The organism is Bradyrhizobium sp. RP6 (assembly GCF_003837805.1).
GTDB lineage: Bacteria > Pseudomonadota > Alphaproteobacteria > Rhizobiales > Xanthobacteraceae > Bradyrhizobium.
Genome location: NZ_RQIT01000004.1, coordinates 22,720 through 37,600, shown reverse-complemented (window position 1 = coordinate 37,600; position 14,881 = coordinate 22,720). Strand labels below are relative to the sequence as shown.

The 14,881-nt window shown below is 64.9% G+C and carries 16 protein-coding genes; 5 read left to right on the top strand and 11 right to left on the bottom strand.

All coding sequences use genetic code 11. From position 1 onward, the window contains the following. Positions 1 to 20: 20 nt before the first annotated feature. Positions 21 to 1,088 carry an alcohol dehydrogenase gene (locus EHH60_RS11140; protein ID WP_124159521.1) on the top strand — a complete coding sequence of 356 codons (1,068 nt, stop codon included), beginning with the start codon at positions 21 to 23 and terminating at the stop codon, positions 1,086 to 1,088. A 128-nt stretch (positions 1,089 to 1,216) separates the two neighbouring features. After that, the gene (locus EHH60_RS11135; protein ID WP_124159520.1) at positions 1,217 to 2,296 is read left to right on the top strand and encodes an isocitrate/isopropylmalate dehydrogenase family protein; all 1,080 of its coding nucleotides are present in this window, start codon (positions 1,217 to 1,219) and stop codon (positions 2,294 to 2,296) included. Between the two features lie 34 nt (positions 2,297 to 2,330). On the opposite strand, the gene EHH60_RS11130 is transcribed toward EHH60_RS11135, so the two are convergent. The 4 genes from EHH60_RS11130 to EHH60_RS11115 all read right to left on the bottom strand — a co-directional run bounded on the left by EHH60_RS11130 (position 2,331) and on the right by EHH60_RS11115 (position 5,264). Further along, a complete protein-coding gene (locus EHH60_RS11130; protein ID WP_124159519.1) occupies positions 2,331 to 2,612 on the bottom strand; it encodes a hypothetical protein in 282 nt (93 codons plus the stop codon). Positions 2,613 to 2,716: 104 nt separating this feature from the next. Then, a complete protein-coding gene (locus tag EHH60_RS11125) occupies positions 2,717 to 3,538 on the bottom strand; it encodes an enoyl-CoA hydratase (RefSeq protein WP_124159518.1) in 822 nt (273 codons plus the stop codon). Positions 3,539 to 3,813: 275 nt separating this feature from the next. Beyond that, the gene (locus EHH60_RS11120; protein ID WP_020608151.1) at positions 3,814 to 4,185 is read right to left on the bottom strand and encodes a helix-turn-helix domain-containing protein; all 372 of its coding nucleotides are present in this window, start codon (positions 4,183 to 4,185) and stop codon (positions 3,814 to 3,816) included. A 29-nt stretch (positions 4,186 to 4,214) separates the two neighbouring features. Further along, entirely contained in the window at positions 4,215 to 5,264 is a 1,050-nt protein-coding gene (locus EHH60_RS11115) for a LysR family transcriptional regulator (RefSeq protein WP_124159516.1), read from the bottom strand. A gap of 481 nt (positions 5,265 to 5,745) precedes the next feature. On the opposite strand from EHH60_RS11115, the gene EHH60_RS11105 reads away from it, so the two are divergent. Both EHH60_RS11105 and EHH60_RS11100 read left to right on the top strand, forming a co-directional pair. Continuing rightward, a complete protein-coding gene (locus tag EHH60_RS11105) occupies positions 5,746 to 6,012 on the top strand; it encodes a hypothetical protein (protein ID WP_124159514.1) in 267 nt (88 codons plus the stop codon). 203 nt (positions 6,013 to 6,215) lie between these two features. Continuing rightward, positions 6,216 to 6,947, top strand: coding sequence for a cytochrome c biogenesis CcdA family protein (locus tag EHH60_RS11100; RefSeq protein WP_124159513.1), 732 nt, complete (start codon positions 6,216 to 6,218; stop codon positions 6,945 to 6,947). A 114-nt stretch (positions 6,948 to 7,061) separates the two neighbouring features. Here the strand turns inward: EHH60_RS11100 and EHH60_RS11095 are convergent, their stop codons facing one another. The 7 genes from EHH60_RS11095 to EHH60_RS11065 form a co-directional block, all read right to left on the bottom strand. After that, positions 7,062 to 8,117, bottom strand: coding sequence for an ABC transporter substrate-binding protein (locus tag EHH60_RS11095; protein ID WP_124159512.1), 1,056 nt, complete (start codon positions 8,115 to 8,117; stop codon positions 7,062 to 7,064). Between the two features lie 4 nt (positions 8,118 to 8,121). After that, on the bottom strand, positions 8,122 to 8,409 hold the full coding sequence (locus tag EHH60_RS11090; protein WP_245454457.1) for a hypothetical protein: 288 nt from the start codon (positions 8,407 to 8,409) through the stop codon (positions 8,122 to 8,124). A 41-nt stretch (positions 8,410 to 8,450) separates the two neighbouring features. Further along, on the bottom strand, positions 8,451 to 9,209 hold the full coding sequence (locus EHH60_RS11085) for an ABC transporter ATP-binding protein (protein WP_124159510.1): 759 nt from the start codon (positions 9,207 to 9,209) through the stop codon (positions 8,451 to 8,453). After that, positions 9,206 to 10,012 (bottom strand): ABC transporter permease, encoded by an 807-nt coding sequence (locus EHH60_RS11080; protein ID WP_124159509.1) that lies wholly within the window; start codon positions 10,010 to 10,012, stop codon positions 9,206 to 9,208. Before EHH60_RS11080 ends, EHH60_RS11085 begins: the two co-directional genes overlap by 4 nt. Then, positions 10,009 to 10,830: an ABC transporter permease gene (locus EHH60_RS11075; protein WP_124159508.1), complete on the bottom strand. Its 822-nt coding sequence runs from the start codon at positions 10,828 to 10,830 to the stop codon at positions 10,009 to 10,011. The genes EHH60_RS11080 and EHH60_RS11075 overlap by 4 nt, the downstream gene beginning before the upstream one ends. A gap of 151 nt (positions 10,831 to 10,981) precedes the next feature. Next, the gene (locus EHH60_RS11070; protein ID WP_124159507.1) at positions 10,982 to 11,803 is read right to left on the bottom strand and encodes a FadR/GntR family transcriptional regulator; all 822 of its coding nucleotides are present in this window, start codon (positions 11,801 to 11,803) and stop codon (positions 10,982 to 10,984) included. A gap of 179 nt (positions 11,804 to 11,982) precedes the next feature. After that, positions 11,983 to 13,431: a sensor histidine kinase gene (locus EHH60_RS11065; RefSeq protein ID WP_124159805.1), complete on the bottom strand. Its 1,449-nt coding sequence runs from the start codon at positions 13,429 to 13,431 to the stop codon at positions 11,983 to 11,985. Positions 13,432 to 13,810: 379 nt separating this feature from the next. Between EHH60_RS11065 and EHH60_RS11060 the strand changes: the two genes are divergently transcribed. Then, positions 13,811 to 14,809 (top strand): TRAP transporter substrate-binding protein, encoded by a 999-nt coding sequence (locus EHH60_RS11060; RefSeq protein ID WP_124159506.1) that lies wholly within the window; start codon positions 13,811 to 13,813, stop codon positions 14,807 to 14,809. Positions 14,810 to 14,881 lie beyond the last annotated feature (72 nt).

Here is a 14,881-nt window from a genome sequence, read left to right as displayed (position 1 = left end):
AGCATTCCGGGAGGACGCCAATGAAGAGTTTCAAGGTTGCCGATTTCAAGGCGCCGCTGCAGGAGGTCGACGAGGCGACGCCGCAGCCATCGGGCACGCAGGTGCTGATCAAGGTGAAGGCGGCCGGCGTCTGCCACAGCGATCTCCACATCTGGGAAGGTGGCTACGATCTCGGCCATGGCCGCAAGCCGTTGTCACTGAAGGACCGCGGCATCAACCTGCCGCTCACGATGGGGCACGAGACCGTCGGCGAAGTCCTCGCCTTCGGTCCCGACGTGAAGCCGACCAACCAGGGCGATCTGAAGGTCGGCGATGTCGGCCTGGTCTATCCCTGGATCGGCTGCGGCAAATGCGCCACATGCCTGGCCGGCGACGAGAACATGTGCCTCACGCCGCGCTCGCTCGGCGTCTATTGCGACGGCGGATATTCCGACCACATGCTGGTGCCGCATCCGCGCTACCTGCTCAACCTCCGGGGGCTCGATCCCGCGACGACCGCGCCCTATGCCTGCTCGGGCGTCACCACCTACAGCGCACTGAAGAAGGTCGAGCAGCATTTCGACACGCCGATCGTGATGTTCGGCGCCGGCGGCCTCGGCCTGATGGCGCTGTCGCTGCTGAAGGCCATGGGTGGCAAGGGCGCGATCATGGTCGATATCGACGCGAAGAAGCGTGAGGCCGCCGAGAAAGCCGGCGCGCTGGCGACCGTCGATTCCAAGGCGCCGGACGCGCTGGAGCAGCTCGCCAAGAAAGCTGGCGGCCCGATCCGCGCCGTGATCGACCTTGTCGGCAACGCCGCCACGACGCAGCTCGGCTTCGACTGCCTGACCAAGGGTGGCAAGCTCGTCATCGTCGGCCTGTTCGGCGGTGGCGCGACCTGGGCGCTGCCACTGATTCCGATCAAGGCCGTGACGATCCAGGGCAGCTATGTCGGCAATCTGCGCGAGACGCAGGAGTTGCTCGAACTCGTGCGAACGAAGAAGGTGCCGCCGATCCCGGTGACGCGGCAACCGCTCGCCAAGGCCAATGACGCGCTGCTGCAGTTGCAGCAGGGCGCCGTGGTCGGGCGCACGGTGCTGACGCCGTAGTAACCTCCGTCATTCCGGGGCGGTCCGAATGACCGACCTACGTTGCGCAATTGCGCACCTGAGAATCTCGAGATCCCGGGTTCGGCTCTTCGAGCCGCCCCGGGATGACGCATCCCTACAGGAACCCCATGTCCGCAAACAACGCCTTTCATATTGCCGTGCTCGCCGGTGACGGCATCGGTCCCGAGGTCATGGCGCCGGCGCTCGAGGTGCTGCGCAAGGTCGGCGAAAAGTCGGGTCTGCGCTTCCGCTTCACCGAGGCGCCGGCCGGCGCCAACCATTATCTCGCGACCGGCAAATCGATGCCTGACTCGACGATCAGGCTCTGCGAGGAGGCGGATGCGATCCTGCTCGGCGCCTGCGGCCTGCCGTCGGTGCGGTACCCCGACAACACCGAGATCGCGCCGCAGATCGAGCTGCGCTTCATCTTCGATCTCTATGCCGGCGTGCGTCCGGCGCGGCTCATTCCGGGCGTGCCGAGCCCGATCGTCGGCGCCGACCAGCGCGGCATCGATCTGGTCGTGATCCGGGAATCGACCGAAGGCCTGTTCGCCTCGATGGGCAAGGGCGTCGTCACCCATGAGGACGCGCGCGAGACCATGGTGATCACCCGCAAGACGTCCGAGCGCCTGTTCGAGTTCTCGTTTCGCCTGGCCGAACGGCGCAGGGCGCGCGGCAAGCCGGGAATGCTCACCTGCGTCGACAAGGCGAACGTGTTCAAGGCGTTTGCCTTCTTCCGCGGCATCTTCGACGAGATCGCCAGGAAGCATCCAGAGGTGAAGACCGACCGCCTCTATGTTGATGCCTGCTCGGCGATGCTGGTGAAGCGTCCCTGGGATTTCGACGTGATGGTGATGGAGAACATGTTCGGCGACATCGTCTCCGACATCACCGCCAGCCTGATCGGCGGACTCGGCATGGCGCCCTCGGCCGACATCGGCGACAAATACGCGGTGTTCCAGCCGTGCCACGGCACCGCCCCCGACATCATGGGGCAGGGCAAGGCCAATCCCACCGGCATGATCCTGTCTGCGGCGATGATGCTGGACTGGCTCGCCGACAAGCATGGCATCGAGAGCGCGGCCGAGGCGGGCGAGACCATCGCGCGCGCGGTGGACCAGGTCTATGCCGGCGGCATCAAGCCGATGGAATTCGGCGGCAGTAACGGCACGGCGGATATCACGAAGGCAGTGCTCGCGGCGCTGTAATCAAAGGAAAGGGGCCCGAGGGCCCCTTTGTCGTTCACCAGCGGCGCCAGTGATGGTGATGGCGCCATCCCCACGGACGCGGGCCGTAGAAGCGCGGACCGCCGTAATAGCCGTAGGCGCGATAATAGTTCGGGCGCCACCAGCAGCGGCCCCAGGGGTTACACACCCAACGCACCTGCTCGACTTCGGACGCGGGACCGCTTGCAATCTTGTCCGTCTGCGGGATGCCGTTTGGCATTGCCGCGAAGGCCGGTCCCGACGCGAGGGCCACACCGCCGACGGCAGCAAGACCAAGAACAGCAAATTTCAGTGTCATCGTAATCTCCCTCGTTGGTGGCGGGAGAACTTTCGCGTCATCAAGTGGTTGCGGCTGCGCAAGGTTGCACGAGGAATTTAATCTACCTGAACGCCGGTTCAGCTTCAGCGACCCCGGAACTTCGGCTTGCGCTTCTCCATGAAGGCCTGCCGGCCCTCGCGGAAATCCTCCGAGTCCATGCAGGCATTGCCGATCGCCTTGATCGCCTCCATGTCGCGCCGGCTCTCGTCCTTCAGCACCTGCGCGATGGTGATCTTGGCGGCCTTGATTGCGAGCGGGGCGTTCTGCGAGATCGTCTCGGCGATCGCCATGGTCTCGCCCCAGAGCTCGTCCTCCGGGAACAGGCGCTCGACGAGGCCGATGCGTAGCGCCTCGGCGGAATCGATCCGCATGCCCGTGTACATCAGAAGCCGCGCCCAGGACGGGCCGACCAGCGACACCAGATGCCGCAAGCCGTCATAGCCGTAGGCGATGCCGAGTTTGGCTGCGGGAATGCCGAATTGGCTGCCGTGCGCGGCCAGGCGGATGTCGGCGAGCATCGCCACCTGCATGCCGCCGCCGAGGCAATAGCCGTCGATGCAGGCGATGGTCGGCTTGGGATAGTCGGCGAGCAGCGCACGCTGGGCGGCGCTGCGCTCGGCGTACGCCTCGGAAGCCGCTGCGTTGTGCCTGGCCTTCTCGAACTGGCCGATGTCGGCGCCCGAGACGAACGCCTTGCCTCCGGCGCCGCGCAGGATCACGACGCGCACGGTGTCGTCGTCGCGCAAGGCCGTCAGCGCCTCGCCAAATCCCTCCCACATCTCCAGCGACATCGCGTTGCGCTTGTCGGGATTGTTGAAGGTGATCACGCCGACGCCGCCGGCCGAGTGCTTGAGGATCTTGCCGTCGGCGTAAGGAGTTCCGGTCGTGCTGAAAATGTCGGACATTGCGCGCTCGCTTGTCGGTGGCCGAGCGCAATGTGCGGCGCAGCCGCCGCCGCGGTCAACCGGCGCAGGGGAGGCGAGCTTGCATCCGCCTGTGCTGTGATTGCATGGCGCGCCATGTTCGACGAATGGCGGCAAACCGCCAAAGCGCGGCCAGGCCGCTGCAAAACAGACCGCGCGGTGCGCGAAACATATCTCGCCGGATCTCGTTCAATCCGGCCGCGCCCCGTGACGCGGCGGATTGAACATCGGCCGTAAAGGCCAGATCCCGATCGACCTCAGCTCTCGTTCGCCGCGATCGATTCCATCAGCGAGACGAGCTGACGCTGCACCGTCTGGTCCTTGATCTTGCTGTAGGCGCGCAGCAAGCGCAGGCTGAAGGCGGAGTCGAGGAAGAGCAGGCTCTCGACTTCGCGAGCCTTGTTGTCGCCATCGTAGAAGAAGGTCACTGGCACATCGAGGGCGGAGGCGATCTGCTGAAGCCGAGCCGCGCCGACGCGATTGACGCCCTTCTCATATTTCTGGACTTGCTGAAAGCTGACACCCAGCTTCTCGCCGAGCTCCGCCTGCGAGATCTTCATCTCGACGCGCCGCAGGCGGATCCGCTTGCCAAGCTCAATGTCCGGCTTGCCCGCACTGCGCTGCTTCATTCTTTTCGCCGCTGCTTTCATCTCTCTCTTCACCTTTGTTCTTCGGTTGAAAATCCCCCGAAGAGCTGGGTCAGGGGTTCGCCCATGTACGAGTCCTTGAATTCATGCGGGTGCACGAACTCTTCCTTAAACCACGGGAAGCGAGCCGGATTGAAAGCCTCGATCAGCCAGTCAATCATGTGCCGCACGCGGGGAATACGGCCGCTACCGGGATGGTAGGACAGCCAGATATCCAGCGATCGGTTCAGCTCGACTTCCAGTGGAACTAGCTTCCCGCCAAGCGCAATGGCATAGCTCGGGAATACGCCTATGCCGGCGCCATTCGCGACGGCCCAGTAGTTGGCGCTTGAGACGTTGGTCTTCATGACCAGAAGGTCGCGTTCCGAAACGCCCGGGAAGAAGCTCTCGAAAGATTCCTTGGCGGCGAGCTGGTCGGCGAATTGCAGCACCAGGCGATGCTTGATCAACTCCGCCGCCGAGCGCGGCGCGCCATGCTTTTCGATGTATTTCTCGGAGGCCCAGAACATCAGATGCATGCGGCCGAGCCGCACCAGCTTGATGTCGAGTGCCGACGGACGCGACAGATGAATGGCGACGTCGGCCTCGTGGCGCGAGACGTCGGCCGAGCGCATCGCGCAATGCAGGTCCACCAGGATCTTCGGATAGGCCTGCTGGAATTCGACCAGGCGCGGGGCCAGCCAGAACGTGCCCAGCCCTTCGGTGACGGCAACACGGACTTCGCCGGACAGGGCATTGGCCATCGAATCGCTGGCGCGCAGCACGTCGAACGTGGCTGCCTCCATGCGCTCGACGGCGGAGACCACCAGGGCGCCCTCATCGGTCAAATGGGTGCCGTGGACGTCGCGGGTGAACAGGGTGGTGCCGGTCTGGCGTTCGAAATCGTCGATCCGCCGGCGCACGGCGTTGATCGACAGCGACAAGCGTTCGGCCGCCGAGCGGAAACTTCCGCATCGGACGACTTCCAGGAATATGCGGGCCGTATCCCAATCCGAGAGGCCGCTGAGATTTGTCTTTGGGCGTTCCGCCAGAGGAACGCCCCTTGCCGCCAAGGAGTGCATACAATTTCCTTTAGGTCGCTAAAGTGGCAGAATCTGACGCAAACCACAACCACGACGGGTTGGGGAATGACGAGTTTTGAACGTCATCCTTATCAACTTGTGGGCGGTATTGGAGTGCTGTCTTGGGTTGGGATCGGGCGGACTATCGCCCGGCTGAGGGGTGGGGCGTGAGTTCCGTTGCGAGCCGTGAAATGGCTGCGGGATTGCCGGCGCTGTCTGCGATGGAAATTCTTGCGGGAAGGCAGATGCCATCTCCCGCGATGGATCGATCGCACCGCGCAAGGCGTTTGCTCCCGGACCAGTTCGGTGATGGCCAATGGTGCTGCAGATCGATTGTGACCGGAACCGCGGTCCCACCGCAGAAACACAGTGAAATCAGGTTCGGAGGCGCAGTAGCCTCGTGCTATCTTTGGTCTCTCATGCGGGCCAAAGGGGGCGCCACAAACACGTCTCGCAGGCCGAGTTAACGGAAAGAACGCCAGTGTCGTATTCAGACGAACAGTTGCAGTCGGTGCTGGAAACACTCGAGGAGTGCCGCAGGGCTCTCCATGAGTGCAACAGCCGCGAGTCGGCCGAAATGCTGTCCATCGTCATTCTCGACGTGCGGATGAAACTGAAAGGAATTGACAGCGCCGATCTCAAGGCGCTGTGCGACGAAATGTTGCGGAACGCCATGAGCGAGCCGACGACCCCTTCCAAGCAGACGCAGGACCAGCCCCGGCGTCCGCTGCTCCGCGTGGTGAAGTAGCCGCGCCGCCGAATCTCGCTTTTTGGCGAGGTTTGTGCGCGTCCCGATGCCGCATCTGTGATCACGGACGGCATCGGGAGGGGCCCTGGTTTTCGTGCGCCTCGGTTGCGCATTCTCCGGCATCCGCTACACCAGAGCCGGTGCTCCGGGCCGCGCGCATCCCCGCGTGCCGCGCCGGCACCTGAGATGGCTCCGACTGCGTCATGCAAAATGTTTCGATCCCGGCGGCGATGATTGCCGGCCTCGTCAGCTTCCTCTCGCCTTGCGTTCTGCCTCTGGTTCCGCCCTATCTGGTTTACCTGACGGGCGCCACGATCGAGCATGTCGAGAGCGACGAGCCGGTCGCGACCTCCAAGCGCGCGATCATGATGTCGGCGCTTCTGTTCGTGCTCGGCTTTTCCACGGTGTTCGTGGCGCTCGGCGCCAGCGCTTCGCTGGTCGGCGGGCTGATCCGTGCCTGGTCGGCGGAGCTGTCGATTCTCGCCGGCATCGTCATTATCATCATGGGCCTGCACTTCCTCGGCCTGACGCGCATCGGCCTCTTGATGCGCGAGGGACGGCTGCCGATCCCCAAACCGGTCGGCCTCTGGGGTGCCTATATCATGGGCCTTGCTTTCGCCTTCGGCTGGACGCCCTGTATCGGCCCGATCCTCGCCGCGATCCTCTCGATCGCCGCGGCGGAAGCCACGGTGACGAAGGGCGCCGGCCTGCTCGCGGTCTATTCCCTGGGGCTGGGTATTCCCTTCCTGCTCGCGGCCCTGATGATCGAACAGTTCTCAGCGCTGTTCGCGCGCATGAAGGGCCACCTCGTCAATGTCGAGCGCGCCATGGGCGTCTTGATGGTGATCACCGGCATCGGCTTTCTCACCGGTGCGGTCTCGAATGTGAGCATCTGGCTGCTCGAGACGTTTCCGGCGCTGCAGACGATCGGTTAGGGCGCGCTTCGGAGAACCGTGCTGCGGTTCTCCGAAAGGCCGCGCTCGAACAATAATCCAATGCGTGGCGAGACCGGCGCATTGAGCGCGCCGATCTCGATGTGTGCCGCCGGCTCAGGGCTTGAACACATAGCCCGGCGTGATCGCCGCCGTCTCCGGGATCGGCGGCAGGTCGGCGAACAGCTCGGGACGATCCTTCATGACCTTGAGAATGTGCTTCGGCTCGATATGCGCATTGACGTCGAAGGTCGATTTCAGGATGCCGAGCCGGGAGAGCCGGTCCTCGGCGCTCCACAGCGCGCGGTAATTGTTCGCCGACAGCCGGCGGTCGGCCTGCTGGATGTTGAACTGCATCGCGGCTTCCGCGACCTCCTGCTTCAGGCCCGGAATCCAGCGCGTGGCGACTTGCGCCGCCTGTTTCGGGTTCTTGCGCATCCATTGGTCGGCCTCGGAGACTGCTGCAAGGAATTTCTCGATGGTCTCGCCATTGGCCTGCACCCAGGGGCGAAGCGCGACGTTGAAGCCGATGTACGAAATCACGTCGCCCCCGCGGATGATCTCGACCGCACCCGGCACATCCTTGCCGGCGACGATCGGCCAGGGATCCCAGCCCGAGAATGCATCGATGCCTTTGGCGAGCAGGGCGACGGTCATGTCCGGCGGCGGCGTGTTGACCAATGTCACGTCGTCGGGCTTCAGGCCGGCCTTCTCCAGCGTCGCCAGGATGTAGAGATGGTTGATCGTGCCGAAGGACGCCGCGATCTTCTTGCCTTTCAGCGTCGACAGGTCGCCCTTGACGATGCCCGAACCTTCGCGCGCGATGATTGCCATGGTTGCGTCGGAGCCGGCCTTGGTGGCGTTGCCGCTGTAATTGCCGAGCGCGACGAGATCCATGCCGCGCAGCACGGCGCCGATCATGGGCACGCCGACCTGCACGATCTCGCTCTCGCCGGCCTGCAGCGCGTTCAGCGCGTCGACGCCGGTCGCGTAGGGGCGCGCGATCGTGACGTCGAGCCCGTGCTTCTCGAAGAAGCCGCGCTCGAGCGCGATCGGCAAGCCGATCTGGTCGATGCCGGTGACCATGCCCGCTTTCACTTTCGTCAAGGTCTGGGCGCTCGCCGGCACCATGCCGGCCAAAAGCGCGATCGCAAGCAGCAACAGTCGTTTCATGTCCTCAGCCTCCCTCTTTTATCGGCCCCACCGCCGTGACCCAGTAAGGTCGGGCCACGGCGTTGAGGTCCGTTCTTTTGACACCGCGAAGTTCGATGGAATGCTCGTCCGTGCCCGAGACGCGTCCATATTGCTGGAACGCGAGCACGTGGAAGCGCTCCGGCATGAACGGCAGCTCGACCTGCACGTTCACCTTCTCCGATGTGCCCTTGAGCTCCGGCGAAATCTTTGACGGCGCCGCGATCGTCAGCCAGAGCTGAAACAGCGCCCATGCGGCGATCGCGCCGAGCACGATTCGCACCTTGGATGATCGCAAGGCTTCGGAGGCGATGCTCATGCCGCGCGCACCATCTGCAGCACGCGCGCCGAGAGCTGCTTGAAGCGGTCGTCCTTGACGAGGTCGTCCCAGACCCGGGGCCGCGGCAGGTCGACCGCGATCTCGTCGAGCACGCGTCCCTTCGACAGCACGACGACGCGGTTGGCGAGAAACACCGCCTCCGGCACGTCGTGGGTGATGAAGATCACCGTCGGCTTGCGCTCCTGCCAGATGCGGGTCAGTTCCTCCTGGAGCGTCATGCGCGTCTGCGCGTCGACGCTGGCGAACGGCTCGTCCATCAAGAGGACGTCGGGGTTGTTGGCGAGCGCGCGCACCACGCCGACGCGCTGCTGCATGCCGCCGGAGAGCTCGTTGGGATAGCGGTGCGCCGCGTGCGAGAGCCCGGCAAGCGCCAGATATTCGCGCGCGATGCGGTCGCGCTCGGCTTTCGGCACGCCGCGCATCTTCGGGCCGAAGCCGACATTGTCGAGCACCGTCTTCCAGGGAAACAGTGCGAAGGACTGGAACACGACGCCGCGTTCGGGGCCGGGCCCGTGCACCGGCTTGCCGTCGAGCAGGATGTCGCCCTTCGAATAGGGGATGAAGCCGGCGATCATGTTCAGGATCGTCGTCTTGCCGCAGCCGGAGGGGCCGACCACCGAGATGAATTCGCCGGGTTCGACGTCGAGCGAGACGTCGTGGACGGCGGTGACGTGCGCGCCCGCATAGGGATCGAAATAGGTCTTGCCGAGATTGCGCAGCGAGAGCGTCTTCATGATGTCACCAATCCCCAACGCTGGCCGGTCGCGCGCTCGATCGGCGCGAGGATCCAGGCGTCCACGATGTACCAGAGCAATCCCAGGATGATCATGCCGAGGATGATCTCGACGGTCGAACCGGCGCGGCGGGCGTCGAACATCATGAATCCGATGCCCGACGTGCCGACGATCATCTCGACCGCGATCAGCGCGCGCCAGCCATAGCCGAGCCCGTTGCGCAGGCCGGTGATGATGTTGGGCAGCGCGCCCGGCAGCGTCACCTCCCACAGCACGCGTGCGCGAGAGGCGCCGAGGCTCAAGGCGGCGCGCGCGAGGTCCCGCGGCACGGATTCGACGCCGAGCACGGTGTTGAGCACGACCGGGAACAGCACGGTGTAGACGATGACGAAGGTCATCGTCGTCAATCCGAAGCCGAACCAGATCAAGAGGATCGGCAGCCAGGCGATGTCGCCGATGGCCTGGAGGAACAGCAGCACCGGCCAGCAGATGCGGTGCGCCCAGCGGCTGGTGCCGATCAGGATGCCCAAGGGAATACCGAGCGCCATGCCGACGGCGGCGCCGGTCGCGAGCCGGATCAGGCTGTCCTGGAGATAATCGGGCAGGATGCCCTTGTAAGTGAGCGTGAAGAACGCGCGCGTCACATCGCCCGGGCCCGGAAAGAACGCGCGAGGAAACAATCCGGACTCGCTGACCGCCGTCCACAGCGCCAGCACCGGGATGAAAGGAATGATGGCGGAGATCCCCGGCCAGCGGCGGGTCATGCGAGCGTAGCCGGCCCAGATTTGCAGCATCAGATTCATGCGCGCCTCACCATGCCCCACCGCTCGATGGTCGCGCGTTCCAGCGGGACCAGCAGCAGGCGGTCGATCAGAAGCCAGAGCACGCCGATCACGATCATGCCGAACACGATCACCTCGGTGCGGTAGAAGTCGCGCGCGACGAACAGCATATAGCCGAGCCCGACATTGGTCGCGATCATCTCGGCGGCGATCAACCCGCGCCAGGCGAAGCCAAGGCCGGTCCGAATGCCGGTGACGATGTTGGGGAGCGCGCCCGGCAGCAGCACTTCGGTGAGCAGCGCCCAGCGGCCGGCGCCGAGCGAGGCGGCAGCGTTGCGCAGCGTGTGCGGGATGGTCCTGACGCCGAGCAGGGTGTTGTAGGCGACGACGAAGAACACGGCGTTGAAGATCACGAAGACGATCGCGCCAAAACCGTAGCCGAACCACAGCGTCGCGATCGGGATCCAGGCAATGCCGGCGAGCACCGAGAAGAAGCGGAACAGCGGCGTCAGGAAGGCCGCGACCGTCGGGCTGACGCCCATGGCGATGCCGAGCGGCACGGCGGCGGCGATCCCGATCAGTGTGCCCAGGCCGACACGCAAGAGGCTGGCGCCGACATGGGCGAACAACGTGCCGTCGCGGATCGAGTCAAGCGCGGCCGCGCCGACCGCAGCGACCGGGGGAAACACGCGCGGATTGACGTTGAACAGCGGGACGACGATCGCCCAGATCGCGACCAGCGCAAGCAGCGGCGCGACGAACATCGCAGCGCCCGCCAGCGAATTGACGCTGCGGATCAGCCGCGACGATCGGCCCTTCAGACTGCCCGTCACCTGCATTTGACCTCCCTGACGCTCAGCCATGCCTGTGTCGGCATTTCACGCTGATCATTCCCGATATCGTAACCACGTCTGGTGCAATCGCATATCTCCGTCGGTGGCGCCTCTCGCGATCGCGGGCGGAGCTGGGATCTGTGCCGAGCCTTTCGTGTCACGGTCCATGGCGTTTCCTCTTGCTCTTGCGGCTCGGCTTCCTGGGCGAGCGCAGGGCCGATCCGTCCGTTTTACGGCTGGCCGCGGCGATGGCCGTCTTCCGTTTCGAAAGCTTCAATCGGGTGTAGCCCAGCAGCCGCTCCATCGCGGCGCGCGCCTTCTCCGGGTCGCCGCTCTCGATGGCTCGCGCCGCCGCCACGTGGTTCGGCAGATTATCCCTGAACCAGCCGCCGGGGCTGACGACGGCGACGGTGAAGACGGTGCTCAGGATGGTGTCGATCGCGCCGCGAAAGCCCTGGAGGACCGGGTTGTGGGTCGCGTCCAGGATGGCGAGATGGAATGCCTTGTCGGCTGCGAGGGCGCTGGCCTGGTCCTTTGCGGTCTGCATCGCGGCCAGGGCCGTGTCGATCCGCCAGCGGTCGTTCCTGGTGGCGCGTTCCGCGGCGAGAGCTGCGGCTGCAGGTTCGATGATCGAGCGCACCTCCTGGATCGCCAGCAGAAGGCCGCGGTCCGGCTCGTCCTGGCCGACGAGCCAACTCAGCACGTCGCGGTCGAGCAGGCTCCATTCGTGGCGCGGCAGCACGTGCGTGCCGTGGCGCGGCCGCACGCTGACGAGGCCTTTCGCGGCAAGAGTCTTGATGGCCTCGCGCACCACGCCGCGCCCGACGCCGAAGCGGGTTTCGAGTTCGGGCTCTGGCGGCAGGGACGTTCCGACGGGAATGAGATCCTGGGCGATCTCGCGGCCGAGCGTCGTCAGCACGGCGCGAATGCGGCCGGGCTTGATCAGTTTGTCGACGGGGCTCGGGCGCGCTCCTGCCACTCGTACGTTTCTCCCGTCCGGCCTGTCGCGGCCGGTTCATTTTGTCATTGGCTGCGACGCACGGCAGCTTCACAATCATCCGATGTTTAACATCGGATGATTGGGTACGGGCAAGCGCAATTGTCGCAGCATGACTGTGCTGCGTTGCGATATGCGTCATGGGGACGCCTGCATCACGGCTAGTCCAGCGTGCATATCACCGTGCAGACCACGCCGCGCGGCAGGAAGTCGACGGTTGCCTCACCATCGAGCTGGTCGCGTGCGCTGCGCTCGATCAGGCGCGAGCCGAAGCCGCGTTGTATCGGTGCCGTCACCGGCGGCCCGCCGGTCTCGGTCCAGATCAGCCGCAGTCGCGGCTTCGGCGCATCAGCGATGACTTCCCAGTCCAGCGTCACCCGGCCGGTCTCGTTGGACAGCGCGCCGTATTTCGCGGCGTTGGTGGCGATCTCGTGCACGATCATCGACAGCACCACGGCGAGCCGCGGCGACAGCGGCACGGCCGGGCCGGCCATGCGGATGCGGTCGGAATTGCTCAGCAGGAAAGGCTGGAGCGCGCGGACGATCACGTCCCGGAGCTCCGAGCCCGCCCATTTCTCCTGGCTCAAGAGGTTGTGCGCCTCGGCCAGCGCGCCGAGCCGGCCCTCGAACTTGGTCCGCTCGTCCCGGCTGGCGCTGCGGAAGGTCTGCACCGCGATCGCCTGCATCAGGGCGAGCGTGTTCTTGACGCGATGGTTGAGCTCCTCGATCAGCAGATTGTGCAGCATCTCGCCGCGCGCGATCGTGGTGGCCATCCTGACGGCAAATGTGAGGCCAACCAGCAGCAGGATGCCGCCGATCAGGCTGGTGATCGCGATGTCGCGCCAGAGCGGCGCGATCAGCGAGCTCTCGGCGACGCCGGCCACGACCGTCCAGCCGGTCAGCTGCGATCTGGTGAAGGCGGAGGACAGCGCGACGCCGTCGAGCGAAACGGTCGAAAGCGCCGCCTCCGGCGTCCGGGACATCTCATCGTAGAGTGCCCCGGAGGCCTGCTTGCCGAACGTCTCGGCGGGGTTGGGTGTGCGCGCGAACACGCGAGCCTTGGTGTCCAGCAGCGACACCGTCCATTGATCGTTTGGCCGCTGCTGCTCGACCAATTTCTGGAACAGCGCGATCGGCGGACTGAAGGAGAGCGCATAGGCGACCTCGCCATTGCGCCGTACGGGAACTTCCACGGTCACGATCGGCCGTTTCTTGGTCGAACCGACGAACAGGTCGGAATATTGCGGCGCCTTGCTTGCAAATACGCGCTCGACGATCTCGCGATTGTTGCGGGGGGGCAAATCCGCTGTTTGCGTCGTGGCTGTCGAAAACTGCTGATGGCCGGATCTGTCGGCCAACAGCAGGACGCTGTCGACGCCATACTGGCTCGAGAACTCGGCAGCCAGCCGGCGGAAGCCCTCGAAATCACCGCTCTGCAAGGAATTGCTGAGCGCGAGCACCTGCAAGCCGCCCGTCATCCGCTGCACCTCGGAGTCGAGCACGAGGCGCATGCTTCGCACCGTCTCCAGCACCCGGCGCGTCGCCTCGCTGCGATCCTGGCGATAGTTGGAATAGGCAAGGCCGACCGCAAAGACGATCAGCGGCAACATCGTTCCCGCGACCAGGAGGGCGAGCCGGACCGGCAGTGTGAGCTTTGACAAGCGTGGGCGTCCCGGTTCCAGCGCAACGGCGCCGGACTATGGTTTTGCGCAGACCATACGGTCGCGAGTTGGGCTGCGCCACGATTTTCGCGACGGCCTCGCGATGGCAGGACGCAGGCCGCCTTTCGGATTGCCACGCGCCGCCAGGAGCGCAAGTTGCAGTGCAGCAGGTCGTGAGGGAGTAGCCCCGCGACGAAGAGCACCGCCAGCGCATGCGAAAGGACTTCCGTCGCGCTGCGGTTTTTCATACGCTTGCCTCTCGCAAGCCGCAGAGCGGCTGCGCTCACGGCCCGGCGACAGGGCTGGAGCATCAAAGGGAGGGGAGACGATGAGGCGAAGGTCATTTCTCGCTGGTATCGGTGCAACCACTGCGGCGGCCACGCTTGGCATGCCGTCGATCCTCAGGGCGCAAGCTCCGATCACGCTGAACGGCGCAGTCCAGTTCAATGACGACCATGCCTTCAACCGGGCGCTGATCCGGTTCGAGGAGCTGGTGAAGAAGTACTACGGCAAGCCGGTCAACTTCACCCTGCACAAGAACTCCTCGCTCGGCCTCGAGAAGCAGTATTTCGAGTACATGTCGCAGGGGAAGGCGGTCGATTACGGCATCGTCTCGCCGGCTCACATGTCGACCTTCGCCAAGGCGGCCCCGTTCATCGATGCGCCTTTCGTGTTCAAGGGCATCGAGCACATGAACAAGGTCGTCGAAGCCAACATCCTGGCGCCGATCGCCGACGAGGTCGCGGCCAAGGCCGAGGTCGTTCTGATCGGTTACGCCGGCGGGGGCATCCGCAACATCTTCGCCAACAAGCCGCTCAAGAACCTCGCCGATCTCAAGGGCCTCAAGGTCCGCGTGCAGGGGGCGCCGATCTGGTCGAAGACCTTTGCGGCCGTCGGCATGAGCCCGACCGTGATCGCCTACAACGAAATCTACAACGCGATCCAGAACGGCGTGATCTCGGCCGGCGAGAACGAGGCGGCCGGCGTCGAGGCGATGAAGTTCTACGAAGTGGCCCCGCATCTCAGCCTGACCCAGCACGCCGTATCGATCCGGCCGATCTGCTTCTCGGTGAAGACGCTGAAGACCTTGCCGAAGGATCTGCAGGACGCGATCATGAAGGCGGGCAAGGAGGCCGGCGACTACGGCCGCCAGCTGGAGTCGAGCGAAGAGGTCGTCAAGCTCGACACGCTCGAGAAGGCCGGCAAGCTCAAGCGCGTTCCGTTCGAAGAGCGGGACGCCATGAAGAAGCTCGCCGATCCCGTGATGGCCACCTACGCCAAGGAGATCGGCGCGGAAGGCATTTACGAGAAGATCAACGTCGTCTGAGGTCGCTCTGTCCGCCGACGACAGTCCGGGCAGGCCCCGCTTCCTGCCCGGACGTGGCGGATCAGCGCCGTA

What these genes read in the sequence shown, in the direction of transcription:
- EHH60_RS11140 (WP_124159521.1), top strand. Translation starts at nt 21, where the DNA reads ATGAAGAGTTTCAAGGTTGCCGATTTCAAGGCGCCGCTGCAGGAGGTC.
- EHH60_RS11135 (WP_124159520.1), top strand. Translation starts at nt 1,217, where the DNA reads ATGTCCGCAAACAACGCCTTTCATATTGCCGTGCTCGCCGGTGACGGC.
- EHH60_RS11130 (WP_124159519.1), bottom strand. Translation starts at nt 2,612, where the DNA reads ATGACACTGAAATTTGCTGTTCTTGGTCTTGCTGCCGTCGGCGGTGTG.
- EHH60_RS11125 (WP_124159518.1), bottom strand. Translation starts at nt 3,538, where the DNA reads ATGTCCGACATTTTCAGCACGACCGGAACTCCTTACGCCGACGGCAAG.
- EHH60_RS11120 (WP_020608151.1), bottom strand. Translation starts at nt 4,185, where the DNA reads ATGAAGCAGCGCAGTGCGGGCAAGCCGGACATTGAGCTTGGCAAGCGG.
- EHH60_RS11115 (WP_124159516.1), bottom strand. Translation starts at nt 5,264, where the DNA reads ATGCACTCCTTGGCGGCAAGGGGCGTTCCTCTGGCGGAACGCCCAAAG.
- EHH60_RS11100 (WP_124159513.1), top strand. Translation starts at nt 6,216, where the DNA reads ATGCAAAATGTTTCGATCCCGGCGGCGATGATTGCCGGCCTCGTCAGC.
- EHH60_RS11095 (WP_124159512.1), bottom strand. Translation starts at nt 8,117, where the DNA reads ATGAAACGACTGTTGCTGCTTGCGATCGCGCTTTTGGCCGGCATGGTG.
- EHH60_RS11085 (WP_124159510.1), bottom strand. Translation starts at nt 9,209, where the DNA reads ATGAAGACGCTCTCGCTGCGCAATCTCGGCAAGACCTATTTCGATCCC.
- EHH60_RS11080 (WP_124159509.1), bottom strand. Translation starts at nt 10,012, where the DNA reads ATGAATCTGATGCTGCAAATCTGGGCCGGCTACGCTCGCATGACCCGC.
- EHH60_RS11075 (WP_124159508.1), bottom strand. Translation starts at nt 10,830, where the DNA reads ATGCAGGTGACGGGCAGTCTGAAGGGCCGATCGTCGCGGCTGATCCGC.
- EHH60_RS11065 (WP_124159805.1), bottom strand. Translation starts at nt 13,431, where the DNA reads ATGTTGCCGCTGATCGTCTTTGCGGTCGGCCTTGCCTATTCCAACTAT.
- EHH60_RS11060 (WP_124159506.1), top strand. Translation starts at nt 13,811, where the DNA reads ATGAGGCGAAGGTCATTTCTCGCTGGTATCGGTGCAACCACTGCGGCG.